Below are 19,648 nucleotides of genomic sequence, written 5' to 3'. Positions count from 1 at the left end.
TAGCCTATATGGAATCCAGGCGATGTTACTCACTATTATTTATATTATAGCGATCACAGCAGAGGCAATGACAGGTGCACTGTCGGCGGGTCGGCGTAGTATGGATTGGTTTGGTGTGGTGATTATTGCTTGTGTCACAGCGCTAGGCGGCGGTTCTGTCCGCGATGTGTTATTGGGACATTATCCGCTGACTTGGGTCAAGCATCCTGAATATTTGATGCTGACCTGTTTTGCCGCTTTTATGACGATTTTGATTGCTAAGTGGATGCGTCATTTACGCAACATTTTCTTGGTGCTCGATGCTCTGGGCCTGATCGGTTTTACCATCATCGGCTGTCAAATTGCCTTAGAAATGGGACATGGTTTTGTGGTGTCTGCGGTCGCAGGAGTTCTGACAGGGGTATCAGGCGGTATCTTACGTGATATTTTGTGTAATGACGTCCCTTTGGTCTTCCGCCGTGAACTGTATGCCAGTATTTCTTTTGTCGCGGTGATTTTCTATTGGGGCTGCATTCAGCTCAGTTTATCACTTGAGCTGACCGTGATTTCGACTTTGATCTTTGGTTTTAGCTTACGTCTAATCGCGATTTACTTTGGCTTAGAAATGCCAAAATTCATTTATCAAGACGATGATGAGCAATCTGCTTCCTCGAAAGATGCCAGCTAAAATAGCAGTGATTTGACTGCCTTATTTGTATAAAAAAAGCACATAATGATAAAGCCTGTTGAGAAAGCAGCCTGCTATCTTTTCCCGCTTTAGAGGCCGAGCTATGGATTTAGTTTCTCGCATACAACGCTTACCGATCGGTAAATTTCACTACACCTTGTTGTGGGTCATTGGCTTGGGCTGGATGTTCGATGCCATGGACACGGGGCTGATTTCTTTTATTTTGGCAAAAATGGCCGAAGACTGGCACATGAGCCCAACCGAAAAAGGTTGGGTGGTCTCCATTGGCTTTGTCGGAATGGCGATTGGTGCAGTGTGTTCAGGGGGCTTGGCCGACCGCATCGGACGTAAAACAGTTTTTGCCGCGACCCTAGTGATTTACAGTTTAGCGACGGCAGCCTGTGCCTTTGCCCCGAACTTAACGTGGTTATTGGTGTTTCGTTTTATTGTGGGTTTAGGCTTAGGTGGACAGTTGCCAGTAGCGGTGACCTTGGTTAGTGAATACATTCCTGCGCAGGTGCGTGGACGTTTTATCGTGCTGCTAGAAAGTTTTTGGGGCTTAGGTTGGCTTTGCGCTGCATTGGTGGCGTATTTTGTGATTCCAAAATTTGACTGGCATATGGCCTTCTTAATCGGTGGAATTCCTGCACTGTACGCCATTGTGATTTGGTTCAAAGTGCCTGAGTCAATTCCTTATCTCATTAACCGAGGTCGTATTGTGGAAGCGCATGCTTTGGTGCAGCAGATTGAACGTCAATGCGGTGTGGAAGTGATCGAGCATATCGTTGTTAAACCGGTGGCAGAGAAAAAGACCGTGTCTTTTACCCAGCTCTGGTCGGGGGCATTTGCGCGTAGAACCTTGATGTTATGGTTGATTTGGTTTGGTATTGTCTACTCGTATTATGGCATTTTTACATGGTTACCGAGTTTGCTGGTGAAGCAGGGGTATAGCATTGTTCAGTCTTTTGAGTATGTCTTGGTGATGATTTTGGCACAGCTGCCAGGCTATGTGGCCGCAGCATGGCTGGTCGAAAAGCTGGGACGTAAAGCAACCTTGGCTGGTTTTATTGGCATGTGTGCAGTTTCCGCGTATTTCTTTGGTCAAGCTGATACTGTGAGCATGATCATGTTCTGGGGTTGTTTGATGTCATTCTTTAACCTCGGTGCATGGGGCGTGTTGTATACCTATACCCCAGAGCAATATCCAACCAATATCCGGGCTTTTGGTTCGGGCTGGGCATCGGCCATTGGTCGTATGGGCGGCATTGTCGCACCGATGGTGGTGACGCATATGATGGTACAGAGCAATGGATTTAGTGCGATTTTCATGATGTTTACCGCGGTATTGCTTGCGGTTGTAGCGGTAATTTTGATTTTGGGTGAAGAGACCAAAGGCAAAACATTGGAAGAAATTGGACTGTAATTTAGTCCGTGCTGAAGATTGAGAGTCAAATGTGCTGAGACTCTCAGTCTTCAATACACTTCAACATAAAATTTAGATGATGGATCTGAAAATAGCGGATAACAAGATCCAACTCAGCAATAAAAAATTCAATCTGCTCGGCCAAAACGTAGCCTCTCAAAGCTGCATTTTGATAAAAGTTAGCCCCGTGCATGATGAGGCTATTTAAATAGCTGCGACTTGATTGATGCAATTTATCCAATTGGTTGTGTCGTATTTTGGGCGAGGATGCCCCGATTTTTTGTCGATCGTATGGGTCAAGTTGAGTGGGCAGAAGTTGCTTCATTGTTTTCATTGACGAGCAGAGATGAACACAGGAACTGAACTTCAAAATAATTAGTTGCTCATTTTAAAAAAAATGGATAATTTTACGACACTAGGAACATCTAAAGACGCAATTTGTCGTAGTGGTGTACGCTTTCACTTGTATAGGCAGAGCCTGCGACATAGCATAAGAACTTAAACAAAAAACGATTAATTAGGATGACAGGTTGTTATGACGAACCTTGCGCATCAAGCGACAGAAAACCGTTCCGTAGCAGAATTTACTGAACAAGCATATCTCAATTACGCCATGTACGTGATCATGGATCGTGCCTTACCGCATATCAGCGATGGTTTAAAACCTGTACAACGCCGTATTGTGTATGCCATGAGCGAATTGGGGCTGAAACACAGCGGTAAACCCAAAAAATCTGCGCGTACCGTCGGCGATGTGCTCGGTAAGTATCACCCGCATGGTGATTCGGCCTGCTATGAAGCGATGGTGCTGATGGCGCAGCCTTTTAGTTATCGTTATCCGTTTATTGAAGGTCAGGGTAACTGGGGTTCTCCCGATGATCCGAAATCATTCGCTGCGATGCGTTATACCGAAGCCAAATTATCTCAATATAGTGAAGTGCTTTTGTCTGAACTGGGACAGGGGACTTGTGACTGGCAGGATAACTTTGATGGTTCGATGAAAGAGCCTGTGACTTTACCTGCACGTATTCCGAATATTTTGTTAAATGGCACTACGGGCATTGCGGTTGGTATGGCTACGGACATTCCACCACACAACCTGCGTGAAGTCGTGAAAGGCACCATTGCCTTAATTCGCAATCCAAATTTAAGCGATGAAAAAGTTGCAGAATATATTCCTGCACCCGATTTGCCGACCAAAGCAGAAATTATTACGCCACCTGAAGAGCTGTTAAAAATTCAAAGTACAGGGCGTGGTAGTTATCGTATGCGTTCGGTGTATCGCATCGAAAAAAATGAAATTGTGATCACGGACTTGCCTTATCAAGTGTCAGGCTCGAAAGTTATTTCGCAAATTGCAGATCAAATGCAGGCGAAAAAACTGCCTTTGGTGAGCGATGTACGAGATGAATCGGATCATCAAAACCCAACCCGTTTGGTAATCGTACTGCGCTCAAATCGGATTGATGCTGAAGCGGTAATGAGTCATCTTTTTGCCACCACTGACCTTGAGTCGAGTTATCGGGTCAATATGAACATGATTGGCGCGGATGGTCGTCCACAAGTGAAATCGATTCGTCGTATTTTGCTGGAGTGGATTGAAATTCGAAAGGAAACCGTTACCCGTCGGTTGCAATATCACCTGAATAAAATTGAAAAACGTTTACATATTTTGGGCGGTTTGATTATTGCCTATTTAAATATTGATGAAGTGATTCGTATTATTCGTGAAGAAGAACAGCCCAAAGCGGAGTTGATGTCACATTTTAATATTGATGATATTCAGGCCGAAGCCATTTTAGAACTCAAGTTGCGTCATTTGGCCCGACTTGAAGAAATGGAAATGCGCCGTGAGCAAGAAGAGTTAGAGGCCAAAGCTGCACTGATTCGTGAACAGTTGGCTAATCCAGAGTCTTTAAAAGCTTTGATCATCAATGAACTCAAAGATGATGCGAAAAAATACGGCGATGACCGTCGTTCACCAATCGTGCATCGTGCAGAAGCGACGGCGATGAGTGAGCAAGATTTCATGCCTGCTGATCCTGTGACCGTGGTCTTGTCTGAAGCGGGGTGGATTCGTTCAGCCAAAGGTCATGAAGTTGATGCTGAAAACTTGAACTTCCGTGCAGGCGATCAATACCTCAGTCATGCGCAAGGCAAATCTAATCAGCGCGTGTATGTGCTGGATGAGTCAGGGCGTAGTTATGCACTAGCCATTAATAGCCTACCGTCCGCACGTGGTCTGGGAGAACCGTTGAGTTCAAAATTGTCCCCAGCCAGTGGTATCGGTTTTAAACAAGTCTTTATTGCTGATGATGAAACCGAAGTCGTGGCGCTGAGCAGTAAAGGATATGGTTTTAAAACACAGGCAAAACAGTTAGATACAAATGCAAAAGCAGGTAAAGCCTTCCTGACTTTACCTGAAAAAGCCACAGTTATGCCGTTAACCAGTGTTGATCAGGCCACCCATTTGGCGTTATTGACCTCAACGGGTCGTTTGTTGATTTTAGAGTTGTCAGAGTTGCCTGTTTTGAATAAAGGTAAAGGTAATAAATTGATACAACTTGAAGAGAAAGATCAAATTGTATTCATGACAAGATTAACGCTAGATGAAATACTGCAAGTCGTTGCAGGACAGCAGCAATTAAAATTGAAGGGTGATGACTTGCAAAAATACATAGGCAAAAGAGCATCAAAAGGGCAGTTATTACCACGTGGTTATCAAAAAGCAAATAAACTGTTAGTTCAGAGATAAAACTAGCATCCATCGATCAAAATACGTTATATATGGTATGTATGCGGGAAATGGATGCAGTATTAAGCAACAGAAGTTAAATAAAGAGCGCTTAATATTGAGAACAATAGTTGAAATTTAAGGATTACTGATAGGAGAATCGGGCGATATGGAAAAAATTTGGTTCGCAGAATACCAAAAAACGGGGATTCCAGAGACTGTAGAATTGCCACCAGAAAACACGTCATTAGTAGATGTTTTTGAACGAAATTTCCAAAAATTTGGCTCTCGTGATGCTTTTATCTTTATGGATAAAGTGCTCACTTTTAATGAGTTAGAAGAAGCAAGCCGTAAATTTGCAACGTATTTACAAAGTTTGGGTCTAGCAAAAGGCTCACGTGTCGCTGTAATGATGCCGAACGTTCTTCAGTATCCTATTGTTGCTTTGGGTGTATTCCGTGCAGGTTTAGTATTGGTTAACGTCAATCCACTGTATACCGCGCGTGAACTTGAACATCAGTTAAATGACTCGGGCTCAGAAGTTTTGGTGATCATTGAAAACTTTGCCTCTGTTTACCAAGCGATTAATGGTAAAACGCCAGTTAAACATGTAGTGATTGCCTCTGTAGGTGACATGTTGGGTGCATTAAAAGGCACACTGGTGAACTTTGTATTACGTTCAGTGCGTAAGCAAATTCCAGCATGGAATATTCCTGGCCATATTCGCTTTAATGCGGCAATGTCGAAAGTTAGTGCGAGTAACTATAAGCGCCCGAACTTAACGTTAAGTGACACAGCAGTGCTTCAGTACACTGGCGGCACTACAGGGGTATCAAAAGGTGCAGAACTGACGCATCGCAACCTTGTGGCGAACATGTTGCAGTGTGACGGTATTTTCCAAAGTAAATTTGGTGCACAAGATGGTCAACCTGATGACCGCATTTTCTGTGCATTACCGCTATATCATATTTTTGCGTTCATGGTCTGTGCGATGTACGGTATGTACAAAGGCCAAGCCAACGTTTTGATTCCAAACCCGCGTGACTTACCTGCGGTGATGAAAGAATTACGTAAATATCAACCGTCATTCTTCCCAGCAGTGAATACGCTATTCAATGCTTTAGTGAACAATGAAGAGTTTAAGCAACTCGACCACAGCAAATTGAAAATGGCGATGGGTGGTGGTATGGCTGTGCTTCCTTCTACAGCAGAAGCGTGGAAGCGAATTACTGGAACCAACATCATTGAAGGTTATGGCCTATCCGAAACTTCACCTGTGGCAACGGCAAATCCACCAGCGTCTGAAGAATTCAGCGGCACGATTGGTATTCCATTGCCATTAACTGAAGTTGCAATTTTGGATGATGACGGTAAGGAAGTTGCATTGGGTGAACAAGGTGAGATTTCAATCCGTGGCCCACAAGTAATGCGTGGCTATTGGAACCGTGCAGATGAAACAGCTAAAGTGATGACTGAAGATGGTTTCTTCCGTACGGGTGACATTGGTGTCATGGACGCTCGCGGCTATGTGAAAATTGTAGACCGTAAAAAAGACATGATTTTGGTGTCAGGCTTTAACGTTTACCCTTCAGAAATCGAAGAAGTGGTTTCAAAGCACCCTAAAGTATTGGAAGTGGCTGCCATTGGTGTACCTGATGAAAAATCAGGTGAAGTACCAAAACTGTTTGTGGTGAAGAAAGATCCATCTTTAACGACAGAAGAAGTCTTGGCCTTTGCGAAAGAGAACTTAACGGGTTACAAACGTCCGCGTTATGTTGAATTCTTGGATGAGTTACCGAAATCAAACGTAGGTAAAATCCTGCGTAAAGATTTACGTAAAACAGCTTAAGTTCAAATAAAAAAAGCGCCGTCAGGCGCTTTTTTTTCATGTTCACATTTAATTCTTCATTAACCAGCGGTCGATATAGGGACGGCCAATGCCCAAAATGCCAACAAAGGTCAGCATCGTACCGCACTGACGACTAAAAGCTGGGAAAGCAAAACTACCAAAACTCAGGATATTATCGATCAGACAATAGACGGTCACTGCAAGCAACCAAGACCATAGGTTTTGACGTTTAATCCCGACCATCCAAAATGCAATGATCAGCATGACCAGTGTGCCAAGGGTCGAACCAATATTCATATTGGCACAAATGACCGCCAATAAAAAAGCCGTAACGGGAAGCACAATCTTTAAAACACGATCCACTTGGCGTTGATGTTGACGCTGAATTTCGAGCACGTCGAACATTTCTTTTTGATCAGGGCTAGCCATGCAGGAGTCTCATCGGGAAATTATAAAAACACTATAATTTAACCAAATTTATCCTCGGAATGCCATGCTATGATAGCCTTCGAAATGATCTTGATGAGAAAAAACCAATGCAAAGCATTAGCGGGATTATTTATCTCATTTTAATTGCTTGTTTACTGCCTTACGTATTTACAATCATTGCTAAAAAAACAGCAGGATTTCGCGCCAAAGATAATCAACATCCGCGTGAATTTCTCGCCAAAACGACTGGTCTGGCTGCACGTGCCAATGCGGCACAGCAAAATAGTTTTGAGAGTTTACCGTTATTTATTGCCGCTATCTTAATGGCTGAATATATGGTGATTCCGCAAGTGGTCACCATGACGTTTGGTATTGCCTATCTTGTCTTTCGTGTGGTGTATGGCATTTGCTATTTGGCCAATTGGTCGACGCTTCGATCGATCGTTTGGCTGTTGTCACTGCTTTGCCCAATTTGTTTATTATTGTTGGTCATTCGACTGACGATGGGCTAAGTGCGAAACATACATATTTTCACCCAGTGGATGTATAATCGCAGAAATATTTTTTTCTCAAAAACCGTTATAATCGATGCGGTTTTTAAAAGATTTAACTTGTTAAAGAGTGATGTTATGAGCTACAGCAATATCCCTGCGGGTAAAGATGCACCGAACGATATCTACGTGATCATCGAAATTCCTGCAAATGCAGCACCAATCAAATATGAAATTGATAAAGATTCGGATGCACTTTTTGTAGATCGTTTCATGGGGACAGCAATGTTCTACCCAGCGAACTATGGTTATGTACCAAACACCTTGTCTGAAGATGGTGACCCATTAGATGTACTTGTTGTAACGCCACATCCAGTTGAACCAGGCTCAGTAATTCGTTGCCGTCCTGTGGGTAAATTGAACATGGAAGATGACGGTGGTATCGATGCGAAATTAATCGCAGTTCCACATGACAAGTTAACGCCAATTTATAAAGACGTGAAAGAATATACCGATCTTCCACCTTTACTCATTCAACAAGTTGAACACTTCTTCGCTCACTATAAAGACTTAGAGCCAGGGAAGTGGGTTAAATTAACAGGTTGGGAAGGTTCTGAAGTTGCTAAGCAAGAAGTGCTTAAAGCAATCGAAGCAGCAAAATAATCCTGTCTGTGAAGCCTTGATTGAACTGTGTTTGATTGTAGGCTTCAATAAAAAAACCTGCACAATGTGCAGGTTTTTTTATTAGATTAGCTTTTCCGTAGAAATTAGAAGAATTTCACAGGAATGTCTAACCAAATACGCCATTCGTTGGTGTCTGGCATGTAGTAATCGTTTGCGTAAGCATCATCATTACGATAGTGAGAGTAACGTAAACGTAAGCTTGCATCTTTAGCAAAACCAGATTGAACTGTATATTTCACTTGGTTAAAGAGTTCGCTTTCTTTCGCGTTGTCATCAGTTGCTGTATCAATATCCCAACCATAAACATATGCAGTCGTCCAGCTTAGACCAGGAACGCCGTAACCTGCAAAATCTAGGCTATATTGAACTTGCACAGACTTCTCACCACGACCGTTAAAGTCTGAAAGGTAAGAGTTTGGTAGATAAATACTTTGGAAACCGTCGGCATTTTCACCGTATGCATAGCCTGTGTTACCAGTGCTTTGTTGGTAAGCAAGCATAACATTGTGTGCATCTTGGTTATATGTACCAGACAATGCCCAAATATTGTTACTGCGGTCAGATGAAGTGCTCGGTAAAGTAGAAGAAGATGCACTTGCGCCTTTATCCCACTCAGTGTGATAGCCACTGAAGTCATAGGTCAAAGAGCTGTTGTTTGCCAAAGCTTGCTTATAGTTGGCATTCACATAGTGACGATCTAATGTATCTTTGCTGTCTAAGCCAAAGTAAGATGCATTGAATGCATCATTAAACTTATATTTTGCACCCCAAACCACAGCACGGTCTAAATGGTTACCATCAGTATTGATTTGGTGTGACATTTGGTCTTTAGTAAATTTACCAGCTGTTAATTCAAGACCATTAATCTCACGACTTGTAGCCAAAACACCTTCAAAGTATTCAGGCACTAAACGTGTTGTGTTACTTGCTAGTACTGGTAAGTCTAGAACGTGTGTACCGTAACGTACTTCAGTATTTGAAATACGTGCTTTTACGATACCGCCACCACGTGTCCAGTAGTCATACGCATCTTTTGTGCCATCAGCATTGTTTTGCGGATGTGTTGGGATCATTTGGTTGTCAGTGTGACCATTTTTCCCCAATTTAAATGATGTATCGCCAATAATGCCGACACCAAAGCCAACAGTACCTTGAGTATAACCAGACTCAATTTTGACCATCGCGGTTTGAGCTGCTGAACTTGTATCAGCTGCACCATTTTTCTTGTCACGGGTTAAATAACCAGTACGGAATAACACTGATCCTTCAGCGTCCTCAACGAAACCTTTAGATTCACTTTGCTCACTCGCAAAAGCTGTTGATATAAGTGCAGTTTGTACTAAAACTGCTAATGCTAATTTTTTTGTGTTTTGCATTGGGGAGCGAACCTTATACAAATTGGATGGAAAGAGAACAGCAATTGTATAAGTAATCGCTGAAAAATTGTCATTTTTATTTAACATATTCAACTAAAGTAATGCATTTTTTTGTAAGCGATATGTTTGAAATATTTTAATTTTGGTTAAAATATTCGGTTTACTAAAATAAATCTTTATAAAACATTGAATTATTTTTCTCTCCCTCATTCTGTTTTGTGCTATGCATTGCAGAATATAATATATAGACTGTGAGGTCATTTTAGCTTATGAATCAAAGTGTTCAGTCATTTCTAGTCGTCTGGAATCGGTTCAGAATAACCCATACCCAGATTGGCGAACGATGAATTACACAGCAGTTGCCTAAGTAAAATTGACCTATTGTTAAAAAATAGCTTTAAAATTTATGGGTATAGAATCAGTAAGTGATTCATGTCTAAAGAAATTTTGAGAGCTTAAATGCATAAAAATTCACATAAAATTGCACTATTTTTAATTTTTTTCACTGGCAGTGTATCGGTCAATGCAAGCGAGCCCCAGCAACAAAGCTCAGATGGCAGACTTAGTGGAAGCCTTGCTGTGCTCAGTCAGTATATCTATCGTGGCGGTGTTGAAAATGACCAACCTACCTTGCAAGCGGGGCTTGAATATGAACATGCATCGGGTTTATATGCCGGTTATTGGGCTTCCACACTGAATTATGATGCAGCGGATATCAGCAAAGATCACGGTGTTGAGCATGATTTTTATATGGGTTATGCAGGCACACTCAGTCCAGATGTAAGCTATCGCTCACATATTGTGACTTATTTATATAATGATGGCGGCTCGGTCTATAGTGAAGATCGCACAGAACGCCGAAGTACGACTGGAGCGGAATTTGTAAATAGTCTGAGCTATAAAGACTTTGATGTAGGCGTCACGGTGGCTTTAGTGGATGTGAGTTATGCCAATGCAGGCGATACTTATTTAAGCCTTGCACATCATTATGCCCTTCCACAAAACTTTCAACTCAATAGTTCAATTGGTGCATCGATTTATCGTCAGCATGGTGATGCCATACTCACTACAGAGAAGAACTTTACTGTTAATGAAGTTCGCTTAGGGCTGAGTAGACCCTTTGCAGAGACAGGTATCGAGATGTCTGCGGATTATATTTATGGTGTGCATAATCGTATGGGAGAGGATTTAGAGGACCATCTGGTACTGGGTTTAACTTACAACTTCTAAATTCTGTAGATATGAAAAGTGCATCCTGATCGGTTGGGGATGCACTTTTTTTATGCACTTAAAAACGTACGTTCCAAAGATGAGTCTCAAAATAGCGCATATTGTAAACAATTATGTTTGCTTGATGGGCTTGGCTTCAATTCACCGCGAAGATATTTAACGATCAAGTTGAGTGCGAGTTCAATTTCTTATATTTTATATAATTTTAACAAAAACAATCATTTATAATGATTTTGTAAAGGGCGTGTCTGATGTTGAGTTGAATGTGGCATAGCTATTGCTACTACCTACATGAGTTTATCGAAATAACCAAAAAACGTCGGATACGATGTGGGGGAATCAAACAATGAAATTTGCACTTAAAGCATTATCTTTAGCTGTGGTGGCTTCAGCTTCTACATTCACTTTCGCAGATGACGAGCCAGCATTACCGTTTGGTTTCTCTTTTAGTGGAAGTGCTGCTGTAACAACTGACTATCGTTTCCGTGGTTTAACTCAAACCCAAAATGATCCAGCGGTACAAGCGGGCTTTACTTTGGCACATGACTCAGGCTTGTATTTGGGTCTTTGGGGTTCAAATGTTGATTTTGGTGAAGGCTCACCGAGCTTAGAGCTCGATCCATCGATTGGTTTTGCAACAACATTAGAAAGCTTTGCCAGCAAGCCAGTGCTTGATGTGGGTATGGTGTACTACAACTATCCAAGTGCAGATGATCTGAACTGGTTAGAGTTTTATGGCAAATTAACCTTTGCAAGTGTCTTTACTGAAGGGGACAGCCTACTGACCAATGTAAACTATACCAATGATTATGTTGCAGCAGATACAGACAGCTGGAACATCAATGCAGGTTATGCAATTCCATTTGGTTCAACGGGCTTTGGTGGCGTTGCGAATGTGGGTTATACCGTGGTCAGTGATGAAGATAAATATTCATTTGGTGATGATGACAATTATGTCGATTGGAAAGTGGGTGTGACCTATGCATTCCAGTCTATTCCTGGTGCAACAGCAGAATTGGCAGCAGTAGGAACCAATATTGATACTGATGATATGAATCATGCGACAGCACGTGGTGTAGAAACAGGTGCCGTGTTTACTTTAACTAAAACTTTCTAAGTTTTAGCATCTCCAAACCCCCTCTAGTCCATAGGACTGGAGGGGTTTTTCTATGTGGAATTTAGCGATTTTTAGGCATTTTGCTGTCGGTAGGAGAGAGCTTCAGTCAAATGTCCTGTTTGGATGTGCTCTGATTGGGCCAAATCCGCAATGGTTCTGGCGACTCTTAAAATGCGGTGATAACCCCGAGCAGACAAATTTAAACGCTGTTGTGCTTTTTCAAAGATTAAAGCCGCTTGTCCATCTAGCGGTGCGAATTGTTCGAGTTGTTTGGGTGATAAAGCCATATTGAGACAAGCTTGGCGCTGCATTTGCCATTGATAAGCTTGAATCACGCGCTCACGTACAGTTGCCGAGTCTTCTACGACTTGTGTGTCCTGCAATTCAGAAGCATGCAAGGGTGGTACATCAATATGTAAATCAATCCGATCCAGTAACGGCCCTGAAATACGGTTTTGGTAGCGTTTAATCGCCTCGGCTGAGCACTGGCAACGGCTATCTTGATTAAAAGCATAACCACAGGGACAAGGATTCATTGCAGCAATCAGTTGGAAATTGGCTGGAAAGGTGATCTGCCGTGAAGCACGCGAAATCACAATCTCTTTGGCTTCAATCGGCTGTCTTAAAACCTCTAAAACCTTGCGGTCAAACTCTGGTAGTTCATCTAAAAACAGTACACCTTTATGTGCCAAAGTAATTTCACCAGGTTTGGGTTGTGACCCGCCACCGACTAAGGCAACTGCAGAAGCTGTATGGTGCGGTGCACGAAATGGCCGCTGCCCAAAAGGATGTTGATGATTGGCCACCGAGTAAATACTCGCCACTTCCAAATTCTCTTGCGTGTTCAAGGGCGGTAGAATACTGGCTAAACGTGAAGCCAATAGGGTTTTCCCTGTCCCTGGCGGTCCTTTAAACAGTAAAGAATGACCACCTGCCGCCGCAATCTCTAAGGCACGTCTCGGACGCAGTTGACCTTTAACATCGGCCAAATCAAATTTGTAGTGCTGTGAGGCTTTTAGCGCCGTGGGTTGAAACTGTTGGATGAGATGGTTTTGCGACAGATGCTCACAGACTTGTTTTAAATGTTGCGCTGCAAATACTTGAAAGTTGGGCAGTTGAGAGGCTTCTTGCGCATTGGCCTCAGGTAAAATCAGTTGATGCCCAGCTTGCTGGCAGGCAATTGCAATACTTAAAGTACCTGAAATTGGTCGCAGTTGCCCATCAAGTGCCAACTCACCTATAAATTCAAAATTTTCAGTTCCTTGCTCAGGGAGCTGACCAGAGGCAATTAAAATACCCAGTGCAATAGGCAAATCCAACCGTGAACTGTCTTTGGGCAGGTCTGCGGGTGCAAGGTTGATGGTGAGGCGTTTGGTCGGAAACTGAAAGCCACTATTGATAATGGCGGAGCGCACCCGATCTTTGCTTTCCCGAACGGCTGCTTCAGGAAGCCCCACAATGGTTAAAGAGGGTAGTCCTTGGCTCAGATGAACTTCAACTTCAACCGAAGGTGCGTGTAAACCGAGCAAAGCTCGAGTGTAAATTTTGGCAAAAGACATCTTTTGTTCCATTATAGTGCATTATTTTAATTCGTTATGCGTCTTTTGTTGCACCAAACAGGTGCTCATTTTTTGTTCTGAATGCGTAACTCTAAAGCTTCCACTTGTTTCAATAAGTCATTTAAACGCAAATTGGCATTATTCAGTGCAGTACGTTGACGCTCAATTTCATCTTTGGAAACCAAATCCATCTTGGTCACCGCTTCATTCAGCAGTGCGCGTAAATTATGTTCTAAGTCTTGTTTAGGTTGTTCGACTTGTTCCAGTATGGCTTGTAATAAAGTTTCAATCATTTCTATATCCAACAGTTGGAGAAGTGACAGCAGTGTACCATTGCTGCTTCTGACTCTATAGCCTTTCAGATGAAATATGATTTCATCGATTGTAAAAAAATCATAAATCTTCGACTAAAAAACCTGAATTTTGAAGCTCAAAACGCATTTAAATGTATAGAATAGGGTATAAAGAAAACTCATGTCAGACTTTCTTTTCCCCCCAACCTAAGAATTTTTGGCATGAAATTTGAACATAAAACCTTACTGGTGAAATAAGCCGAAGGAAAACAAACATGAAGCTCGTAACTGCAATTGTAAAACCGTTTAAATTGGATGATGTGCGTGAAGCACTGTCTGAAATTGGTGTTCAAGGGATCACGGTAACTGAAGTCAAAGGCTTTGGTCGTCAAAAAGGTCATACTGAACTTTATCGTGGTGCTGAATATGTTGTTGATTTCTTACCAAAAGTAAAAATCGAAATCGCGATCAGTGATGAAATGGTCGACGCGGTGATTGAGTCAATCACACGTGTTGCTAGCACAGGAAAAATTGGCGACGGTAAAATTTTCGTCACAAATTTAGAGCAAGTCATCCGTATCCGTACAGGTGAAACAGGTGCCGATGCCGTTTAATTTGGCATGAAGTTTGCTGAGTAACACATAACTCGCACAAATTAGGTTGGGGGATACGAATGAAAAAGATGCTATTCGCGCTGAGCTTATCTGGCGCACTTTTAGGTGGTTCTGTTGCTTGGGCTGAAGAAGCAGCAACAGCGCCAACGCCATCAGAACAAGTCACAGTGGTTGAAACAACGGATGTGGCTGCTCCAGCGGTACAAGCGGTTGAAGCCGTTGCTGCTCCAGTAGAAGCACCCGCACCTGCAGAAGAAGAACCAACATTAGATACAGGTGATACGGCGTGGATTTTAGTCTCCACAGCACTGGTTTTATTAATGACCATTCCAGGTTTAGCATTATTCTACGGCGGTATGGTTCGTAAGAAAAACGTCTTAAGCACTATGGCACATAGCTTTGTTGCTGCGGCAGTGGTGAGTATTGCATGGGTCATCATTGGTTATACATTGGCCTTTGGTGAGGGTAATGCCTTTATCGGTGGCTTAGATAAGTTCATGCTGACTGGGATTACCACAGATGCACTCACAGGGACGATTCCTGAAGTTCTATTCGTTATTTTCCAAATGACCTTTGCCATCATTACGGTTGCCATTATTAGTGGTTCAATTGCAGAACGGATGAAATTCGGCGCATTTATCGCTTTCATCTCGATTTGGGTAGTCGTGGTTTATGCACCAATTACTCACTGGGTATGGGGCGGTGGCTGGTTAGCAAATGATGGTGCACTCGACTTTGCTGGCGGTACCGTTGTACACATCAACTCAGGTGTGGCAGGTTTGGTTGCTGCATATATGCTGGGCAAACGTATGGGCTTAGGCCGTGAATCAATGGCTCCACACAACTTGGCATTAACCGTTGTGGGTGCAAGCTTACTGTGGGTTGGTTGGTTTGGTTTCAACGGTGGTTCTGCATTGGGCGCAAACGGCTCAGCAGGTTATGCATTGCTCGTGACTCAAGTAGCAGCAGCAGCAGCGGCAATCTCTTGGTTAATTACTGAAAAAGTTGCACGTGGTAAAGGTTCAGTACTTGGTGCTGCATCTGGTGCGGTTGCTGGTCTGGTAGTGATTACACCAGCAGCAGGGTTTGTGACTGTCGGCGGTGCGCTGGCGATGGGTTTAATCGGTGGTGTGGTGTGCTTCTGGGGTATCAGTGCATTGAAACGTGCTTTAAAAGCCGATGACTCTTTAGATGCGTTTGGTTTACACGGTGTGGGTGGTATTGTCGGTGCAATCTTAACAGCATTCTTTGCAAGCGACTTCATCATGGGCGACAAAGCACCAAGTGATGTGATGCATCAACTTTGGGTTCAAGTTGAAGGGGTATTGGCAACGATCGCATACTCAGCAGTATTAACCTTCATTATCTTAAAAGTGATTGATCTGGTGATTGGAATTCGCGTTGAATCTGATGATGAACGTATGGGCCTAGACTTGAGCCAACATGGCGAACGCGTAGACTAATCAATAGAATAATAAATAAACAGTATAATCAATATATTGTGTGAAACAGCCCGAAAGGGCTGTTTTTTTTCTATATCTAGCGTAAAACTCTACAAAACACTGAATTTTTGCTACACTCTAAAACCATTCAAATTTGTTCAATTTAACCACTATGCATTGTCCATTTTGCAACGCTGAAGACAGTAAAGTGATCGATTCACGTTTGGCCGCTGAAGGTTGTCAAATTCGTCGTCGTCGTGAATGTATTAGTTGTGGTGAACGATTCACAACCTTTGAAAGTTATGAAGTGGTCATGCCTCGTGTGATCAAGTCGGATGGCAAAAGTGAACCTTTTGATGAAGCAAAATTGCGTCGTTCCTTGATGCATGCTTTACAAAAACGTCCCGTGACGCAAGAGCAAATTGAAACCGTCTTGAGCGATATTCAGCTGCAAATCCGCCGTTTAGGTGAGCGTGATGTGAAATCACGCACCATTGGTGAAATTGTCATGCAATCTTTATTTTCGTTGGATCATGTTGCGTATGTACGTTTTGCATCGGTCTATCAAGACTTTCAAGATGTCGATGCCTTTCGTCACCAAATTGAACAAATGCAACAACGTGAACATTAAGCGAGTTGGCATCCATGTCTGAATTACAGTCTAGTGCTTTACAAGCTGACCAAGCTTGGATGAAACAAGCGATTGCTTTAGCACTGCAAGGTCAATACAGCACCAAGCCAAATCCAAATGTAGGCTGTGTCATTGTCAAAGATGGGCAGTTGTTGGGGATGGGTTATCACCCTAAAGCGGGTCAGCCACATGCAGAAGTTTTTGCGATGCGCGAAGCGGGTGAGCAGACCCAAGGCGCAACGGCTTATGTCACTTTAGAACCTTGTGCGCATTATGGGCGTACACCGCCGTGTGCCAAAGGTTTGGTCGAGGCAGGTGTGGCGCGCGTTGTGATTGCTTGTCCAGATCCTAACCCCTTGGTTGCCGGTAAAGGGGTACAAATTTTAAAAGAAGCAGGCATTGAGGTCGATGTCGGTATTTGTCAAACCGAAGCACATCAGTTGAATGCTGGTTTTTTAAAAGCCATGGCGACTGGCATGCCTTATGTGCGTTTAAAAGTTGCCTCTAGTTTAGATGGTCGAACAGCGATGGCTTCGGGTGAGTCGAAATGGATTACAGGCCCAGCAGCACGGTTGGATGTCCAGCATTTTCGTGCCATTTCTGGTGTCGTGATCACGGGCATTGAAACCGTATTGGCCGATGATCCTCAGCTCAATGTCAGACAGCTTCCGAGTGTTGCGGATCTGACAACGGTTGTACAACCGAAACGTCTGGTGTTGGACCGTCAAGGCCGCTTGCCGCTGATGGCTCAAATTTTACAACAGCCTGATACTGTGATGGTGATGGGGCCTTATCGTCAAGCATTGGCTGATTTAGGCGTGCTACAGTTTGCTGTACAGCCTTTAGATCAGTTATTAAAGCAGTTGGTTCAATCGCATCAGATTTACGATGTCATGGTTGAAGCAGGTGCAACGTTATCGACGGCTTTTTTACAAGAGAAGTTGGTCGATGAAATGATTAGTTATGTAGCACCGACCTTATTGGGTCAGTCTGCACGTGCAATGTTCAATGCTGAGTTTTCTCAGATGGCAGAGCAACTCCGCTTTAAGCTTATGGATGTCACACAATTGGGTGATGATGTGCGCTTAACGCTTATCCCTTCTCAAGAGTCATTATGAGTTCAGAGTCTACGGTTTATCATAAACGTCGTCACGCGGCACGTACCACCGATGAATATCTCTTTCATCAACTTGTTCCTTATTTGGGGAATAAGCGCCGTCTGTTGCATCTGATTTTAGAGGCGCTTGAGAGTACAGGGACTTTAAACCGTGCAGATGGTCGTGCGCCTATTTTTGCCGACTTCTTTGCGGGTTCGGGCGTGGTCTCGCGTTTGGCGCGTCAAAATGGTTATCGCGTGATTGCCAACGACTGGGAACCGTATAGCCATGCGCTGAACCATGCCATTTTGGCTTGTACCGAAGCGCCTGCATTTAAAGAGTTGGGTGGTTATCAAAAAGCCATTGATTATTTAAACCGATTGCCTGAAGTTAAGGGCTGGGTAACGCATAATCTGTGCCCGCGAAATGATGAAATCTATGATCCAAGCCGAGATCGTTTGTTCTTTAAGCGTCGCAACGGCATGCGCATTGATGCGATTCGTCAGCAAATTGCCACATGGCAGGCACAAGGGGCAATCGATGATGTGGAGATGTCTGCTTTACTGGCACCGCTGCTGTATTCTGCCAGTTTTGTCAGCAATACTTCCGGCGTCTTTAAAAGCTTCCACCACGGTTGGGGCGGTAAAACCCAAACAGCGCTAGAGCGGATTGAATCCTTGCTGTGGTTGACCCCAAGTCGCTTTAGTGAAGTGGGTGATAATAAGCAAAAGAACCCGATGGCTGAAATGTGGTGTGTCGATGCACAGCATTTGGCAAACCAAATGAGCAGTTTTGAGGTCGATGTGGCCTATCTAGATCCACCCTATAACCAGCATGCTTACAGCAGTAACTATCATGTCTTAAATGCTTTAACACTATGGGATCAGGTAGATTTACCGACACCAGACACCAAAGGTTTTAAAAGCGGAATTGACCGTGCGTGGCGCAAAGAGCGTCCGAGTCCTTATAACTCGTCAAAGTATGCCAAAGAGGCATACGAAAAATTACTTTCCACCATCAATGCACGTTACATTCTGACCAGTTATTCAACCGATGGTAATATTGAAGCAGGGGACTTGCTCAAAGCCAATTTGGAGCGAGGTCGCGTGACTTTATTAACGCAGGATGTACCGCGTTATCGCGTGAGTAAACAGCGTCAGTCTGAGCGTGCGCGTGTGTTAGAGTTTATTGTGATTACTGATACCCATGCCAAGTCAGGTCCGCCAATTCGTCAACTGCTTGGGCAGTTGTACCATTATGCCGAATTGGGCGGGGTCGATACATCTGGGGTCACGACACAGTTGGCGCTGTGGTAAAAATATAGAGGTAGAAATCAGAAATGTTTACAGGGATCATCGAAAGTCTAGGCACAGTTGAAAGCGTACAAAATGTCGGTGGCGATGTGCGTTTGCGCATTGGTACGGATCTGGATATGTCAGATGTCCATTTGGGTGACTCGATTGCCACCAATGGCATTTGCCTCACAGTGATTGACTGGGGTGAGCACTGGTATGCGGCCGATGTCTCACGTGAAAGTTTAAACCGAACCACACTGGCCCATTGGAAAGTTGGACAACGTGTCAATGTGGAAAAGGCGATGTTGCCCACCACACGTTTTGGTGGACACATTGTGTCAGGTCATGTCGATGCTGTGGGTGAAATCACGGTTGTGCGTGAAGATGCGCGTTCGCTTTATTTTGAAGTGACTGCGCCAGCTGAGATTGCACGTTACTTGGCAGAAAAAGGCTCGATTACGGTCGATGGGATCAGTTTAACCATTAATCATTTGCGTGGGCGTATTTTAAGCCTCAATTTAATTCCGCATACGGCTGAACGAACCAACATTGGAACGTGGAAGGCTGGCAGTCAAGTGAACCTTGAAGTGGATGTGTTAGCACGCTACATTGAACGTCTGATGATGGGTGACAAAGCTGCGGAAACTCCCTCACAATCTAAAATTAGTTTAGACTTTTTGGCACAAAATGGTTTCTTGAAATAGAAAAATCGTTTAG

19 protein-coding genes are annotated in these 19,648 nt (G+C 43.4%); 14 read left to right on the top strand and 5 right to left on the bottom strand.

The window, feature by feature from the left end:
- Positions 1 to 22 precede the first annotated feature (22 nt).
- Positions 23 to 667: a trimeric intracellular cation channel family protein gene (locus PTT44_RS01035; protein WP_168159872.1), complete on the top strand. Its 645-nt coding sequence runs from the start codon at positions 23 to 25 to the stop codon at positions 665 to 667.
- 103 nt (positions 668 to 770) lie between these two features.
- Complete coding sequence (gene niaP, locus PTT44_RS01030; RefSeq protein ID WP_168159871.1) at positions 771 to 2,090, top strand: niacin transporter NiaP; 1,320 nt, start codon at positions 771 to 773, stop codon at positions 2,088 to 2,090.
- A 43-nt stretch (positions 2,091 to 2,133) separates the two neighbouring features.
- Here niaP and PTT44_RS01025 read toward each other — a convergent pair whose 3' ends face one another.
- Entirely contained in the window at positions 2,134 to 2,415 is a 282-nt protein-coding gene (locus tag PTT44_RS01025) for a hypothetical protein (protein WP_168159870.1), read from the bottom strand.
- 210 nt (positions 2,416 to 2,625) lie between these two features.
- Here PTT44_RS01025 and parC point away from each other — a divergent pair, with 210 nt between their 5' ends.
- Both parC and PTT44_RS01015 read left to right on the top strand, forming a co-directional pair.
- Positions 2,626 to 4,845 (top strand): DNA topoisomerase IV subunit A, encoded by a 2,220-nt coding sequence (gene parC, locus PTT44_RS01020; protein ID WP_168159869.1) that lies wholly within the window; start codon positions 2,626 to 2,628, stop codon positions 4,843 to 4,845.
- Positions 4,846 to 4,993: 148 nt separating this feature from the next.
- A complete protein-coding gene (locus PTT44_RS01015) occupies positions 4,994 to 6,673 on the top strand; it encodes an AMP-binding protein (protein ID WP_168159868.1) in 1,680 nt (559 codons plus the stop codon).
- A 48-nt stretch (positions 6,674 to 6,721) separates the two neighbouring features.
- Here the strand turns inward: PTT44_RS01015 and PTT44_RS01010 are convergent, their stop codons facing one another.
- Positions 6,722 to 7,102 (bottom strand): hypothetical protein, encoded by a 381-nt coding sequence (locus PTT44_RS01010; RefSeq protein WP_062033321.1) that lies wholly within the window; start codon positions 7,100 to 7,102, stop codon positions 6,722 to 6,724.
- A gap of 107 nt (positions 7,103 to 7,209) precedes the next feature.
- On the opposite strand from PTT44_RS01010, the gene PTT44_RS01005 reads away from it, so the two are divergent.
- Positions 7,210 to 7,614 carry an MAPEG family protein gene (locus tag PTT44_RS01005; protein ID WP_005401007.1) on the top strand — a complete coding sequence of 135 codons (405 nt, stop codon included), beginning with the start codon at positions 7,210 to 7,212 and terminating at the stop codon, positions 7,612 to 7,614.
- Positions 7,615 to 7,731: 117 nt separating this feature from the next.
- Entirely contained in the window at positions 7,732 to 8,256 is a 525-nt protein-coding gene (gene ppa / locus PTT44_RS01000) for an inorganic diphosphatase (RefSeq protein ID WP_004692877.1), read from the top strand.
- A 104-nt stretch (positions 8,257 to 8,360) separates the two neighbouring features.
- Here ppa and PTT44_RS00995 read toward each other — a convergent pair whose 3' ends face one another.
- Positions 8,361 to 9,653 carry an OprD family outer membrane porin gene (locus PTT44_RS00995; protein WP_159153618.1) on the bottom strand — a complete coding sequence of 431 codons (1,293 nt, stop codon included), beginning with the start codon at positions 9,651 to 9,653 and terminating at the stop codon, positions 8,361 to 8,363.
- A gap of 459 nt (positions 9,654 to 10,112) precedes the next feature.
- On the opposite strand from PTT44_RS00995, the gene PTT44_RS00990 reads away from it, so the two are divergent.
- Complete coding sequence (locus PTT44_RS00990; RefSeq protein ID WP_168159867.1) at positions 10,113 to 10,883, top strand: TorF family putative porin; 771 nt, start codon at positions 10,113 to 10,115, stop codon at positions 10,881 to 10,883.
- 346 nt (positions 10,884 to 11,229) lie between these two features.
- Positions 11,230 to 12,000, top strand: a complete 771-nt coding sequence (locus PTT44_RS00985; protein ID WP_168159866.1) for a TorF family putative porin — start codon at positions 11,230 to 11,232, stop codon at positions 11,998 to 12,000.
- A 71-nt stretch (positions 12,001 to 12,071) separates the two neighbouring features.
- Here the strand turns inward: PTT44_RS00985 and PTT44_RS00980 are convergent, their stop codons facing one another.
- Positions 12,072 to 13,559: a YifB family Mg chelatase-like AAA ATPase gene (locus PTT44_RS00980; RefSeq protein ID WP_062033311.1), complete on the bottom strand. Its 1,488-nt coding sequence runs from the start codon at positions 13,557 to 13,559 to the stop codon at positions 12,072 to 12,074.
- A 65-nt stretch (positions 13,560 to 13,624) separates the two neighbouring features.
- Positions 13,625 to 13,852 carry an accessory factor UbiK family protein gene (locus PTT44_RS00975; protein ID WP_004692854.1) on the bottom strand — a complete coding sequence of 76 codons (228 nt, stop codon included), beginning with the start codon at positions 13,850 to 13,852 and terminating at the stop codon, positions 13,625 to 13,627.
- A gap of 275 nt (positions 13,853 to 14,127) precedes the next feature.
- On the opposite strand from PTT44_RS00975, the gene glnK reads away from it, so the two are divergent.
- The 6 genes from glnK to PTT44_RS00945 all read left to right on the top strand — a co-directional run bounded on the left by glnK (position 14,128) and on the right by PTT44_RS00945 (position 19,635).
- Positions 14,128 to 14,466 (top strand): P-II family nitrogen regulator, encoded by a 339-nt coding sequence (glnK, locus tag PTT44_RS00970; protein WP_004281042.1) that lies wholly within the window; start codon positions 14,128 to 14,130, stop codon positions 14,464 to 14,466.
- A gap of 59 nt (positions 14,467 to 14,525) precedes the next feature.
- A complete protein-coding gene (locus PTT44_RS00965) occupies positions 14,526 to 15,929 on the top strand; it encodes an ammonium transporter (protein WP_010325684.1) in 1,404 nt (467 codons plus the stop codon).
- A 151-nt stretch (positions 15,930 to 16,080) separates the two neighbouring features.
- On the top strand, positions 16,081 to 16,539 hold the full coding sequence (nrdR, locus tag PTT44_RS00960; RefSeq protein WP_004692852.1) for a transcriptional regulator NrdR: 459 nt from the start codon (positions 16,081 to 16,083) through the stop codon (positions 16,537 to 16,539).
- A 14-nt stretch (positions 16,540 to 16,553) separates the two neighbouring features.
- A complete protein-coding gene (ribD, locus tag PTT44_RS00955; RefSeq protein WP_168159865.1) occupies positions 16,554 to 17,657 on the top strand; it encodes a bifunctional diaminohydroxyphosphoribosylaminopyrimidine deaminase/5-amino-6-(5-phosphoribosylamino)uracil reductase RibD in 1,104 nt (367 codons plus the stop codon).
- A complete protein-coding gene (locus PTT44_RS00950; RefSeq protein ID WP_004692850.1) occupies positions 17,654 to 18,952 on the top strand; it encodes a DNA adenine methylase in 1,299 nt (432 codons plus the stop codon). The genes ribD and PTT44_RS00950 overlap by 4 nt, the downstream gene beginning before the upstream one ends.
- A 23-nt stretch (positions 18,953 to 18,975) precedes the next feature.
- Positions 18,976 to 19,635 carry a riboflavin synthase gene (locus tag PTT44_RS00945; RefSeq protein ID WP_005401000.1) on the top strand — a complete coding sequence of 220 codons (660 nt, stop codon included), beginning with the start codon at positions 18,976 to 18,978 and terminating at the stop codon, positions 19,633 to 19,635.
- Positions 19,636 to 19,648: the final 13 nt, after the last annotated feature.

Origin of the sequence: Acinetobacter sp. Gutcm_16 (genome assembly GCF_028649355.1) — a bacterium.
Lineage (GTDB): Bacteria > Pseudomonadota > Gammaproteobacteria > Pseudomonadales > Moraxellaceae > Acinetobacter > Acinetobacter johnsonii.
The sequence above is the reverse complement of the archived record's forward strand: the minus strand, read 5'-3'. Positions and strand labels throughout refer to the sequence as shown.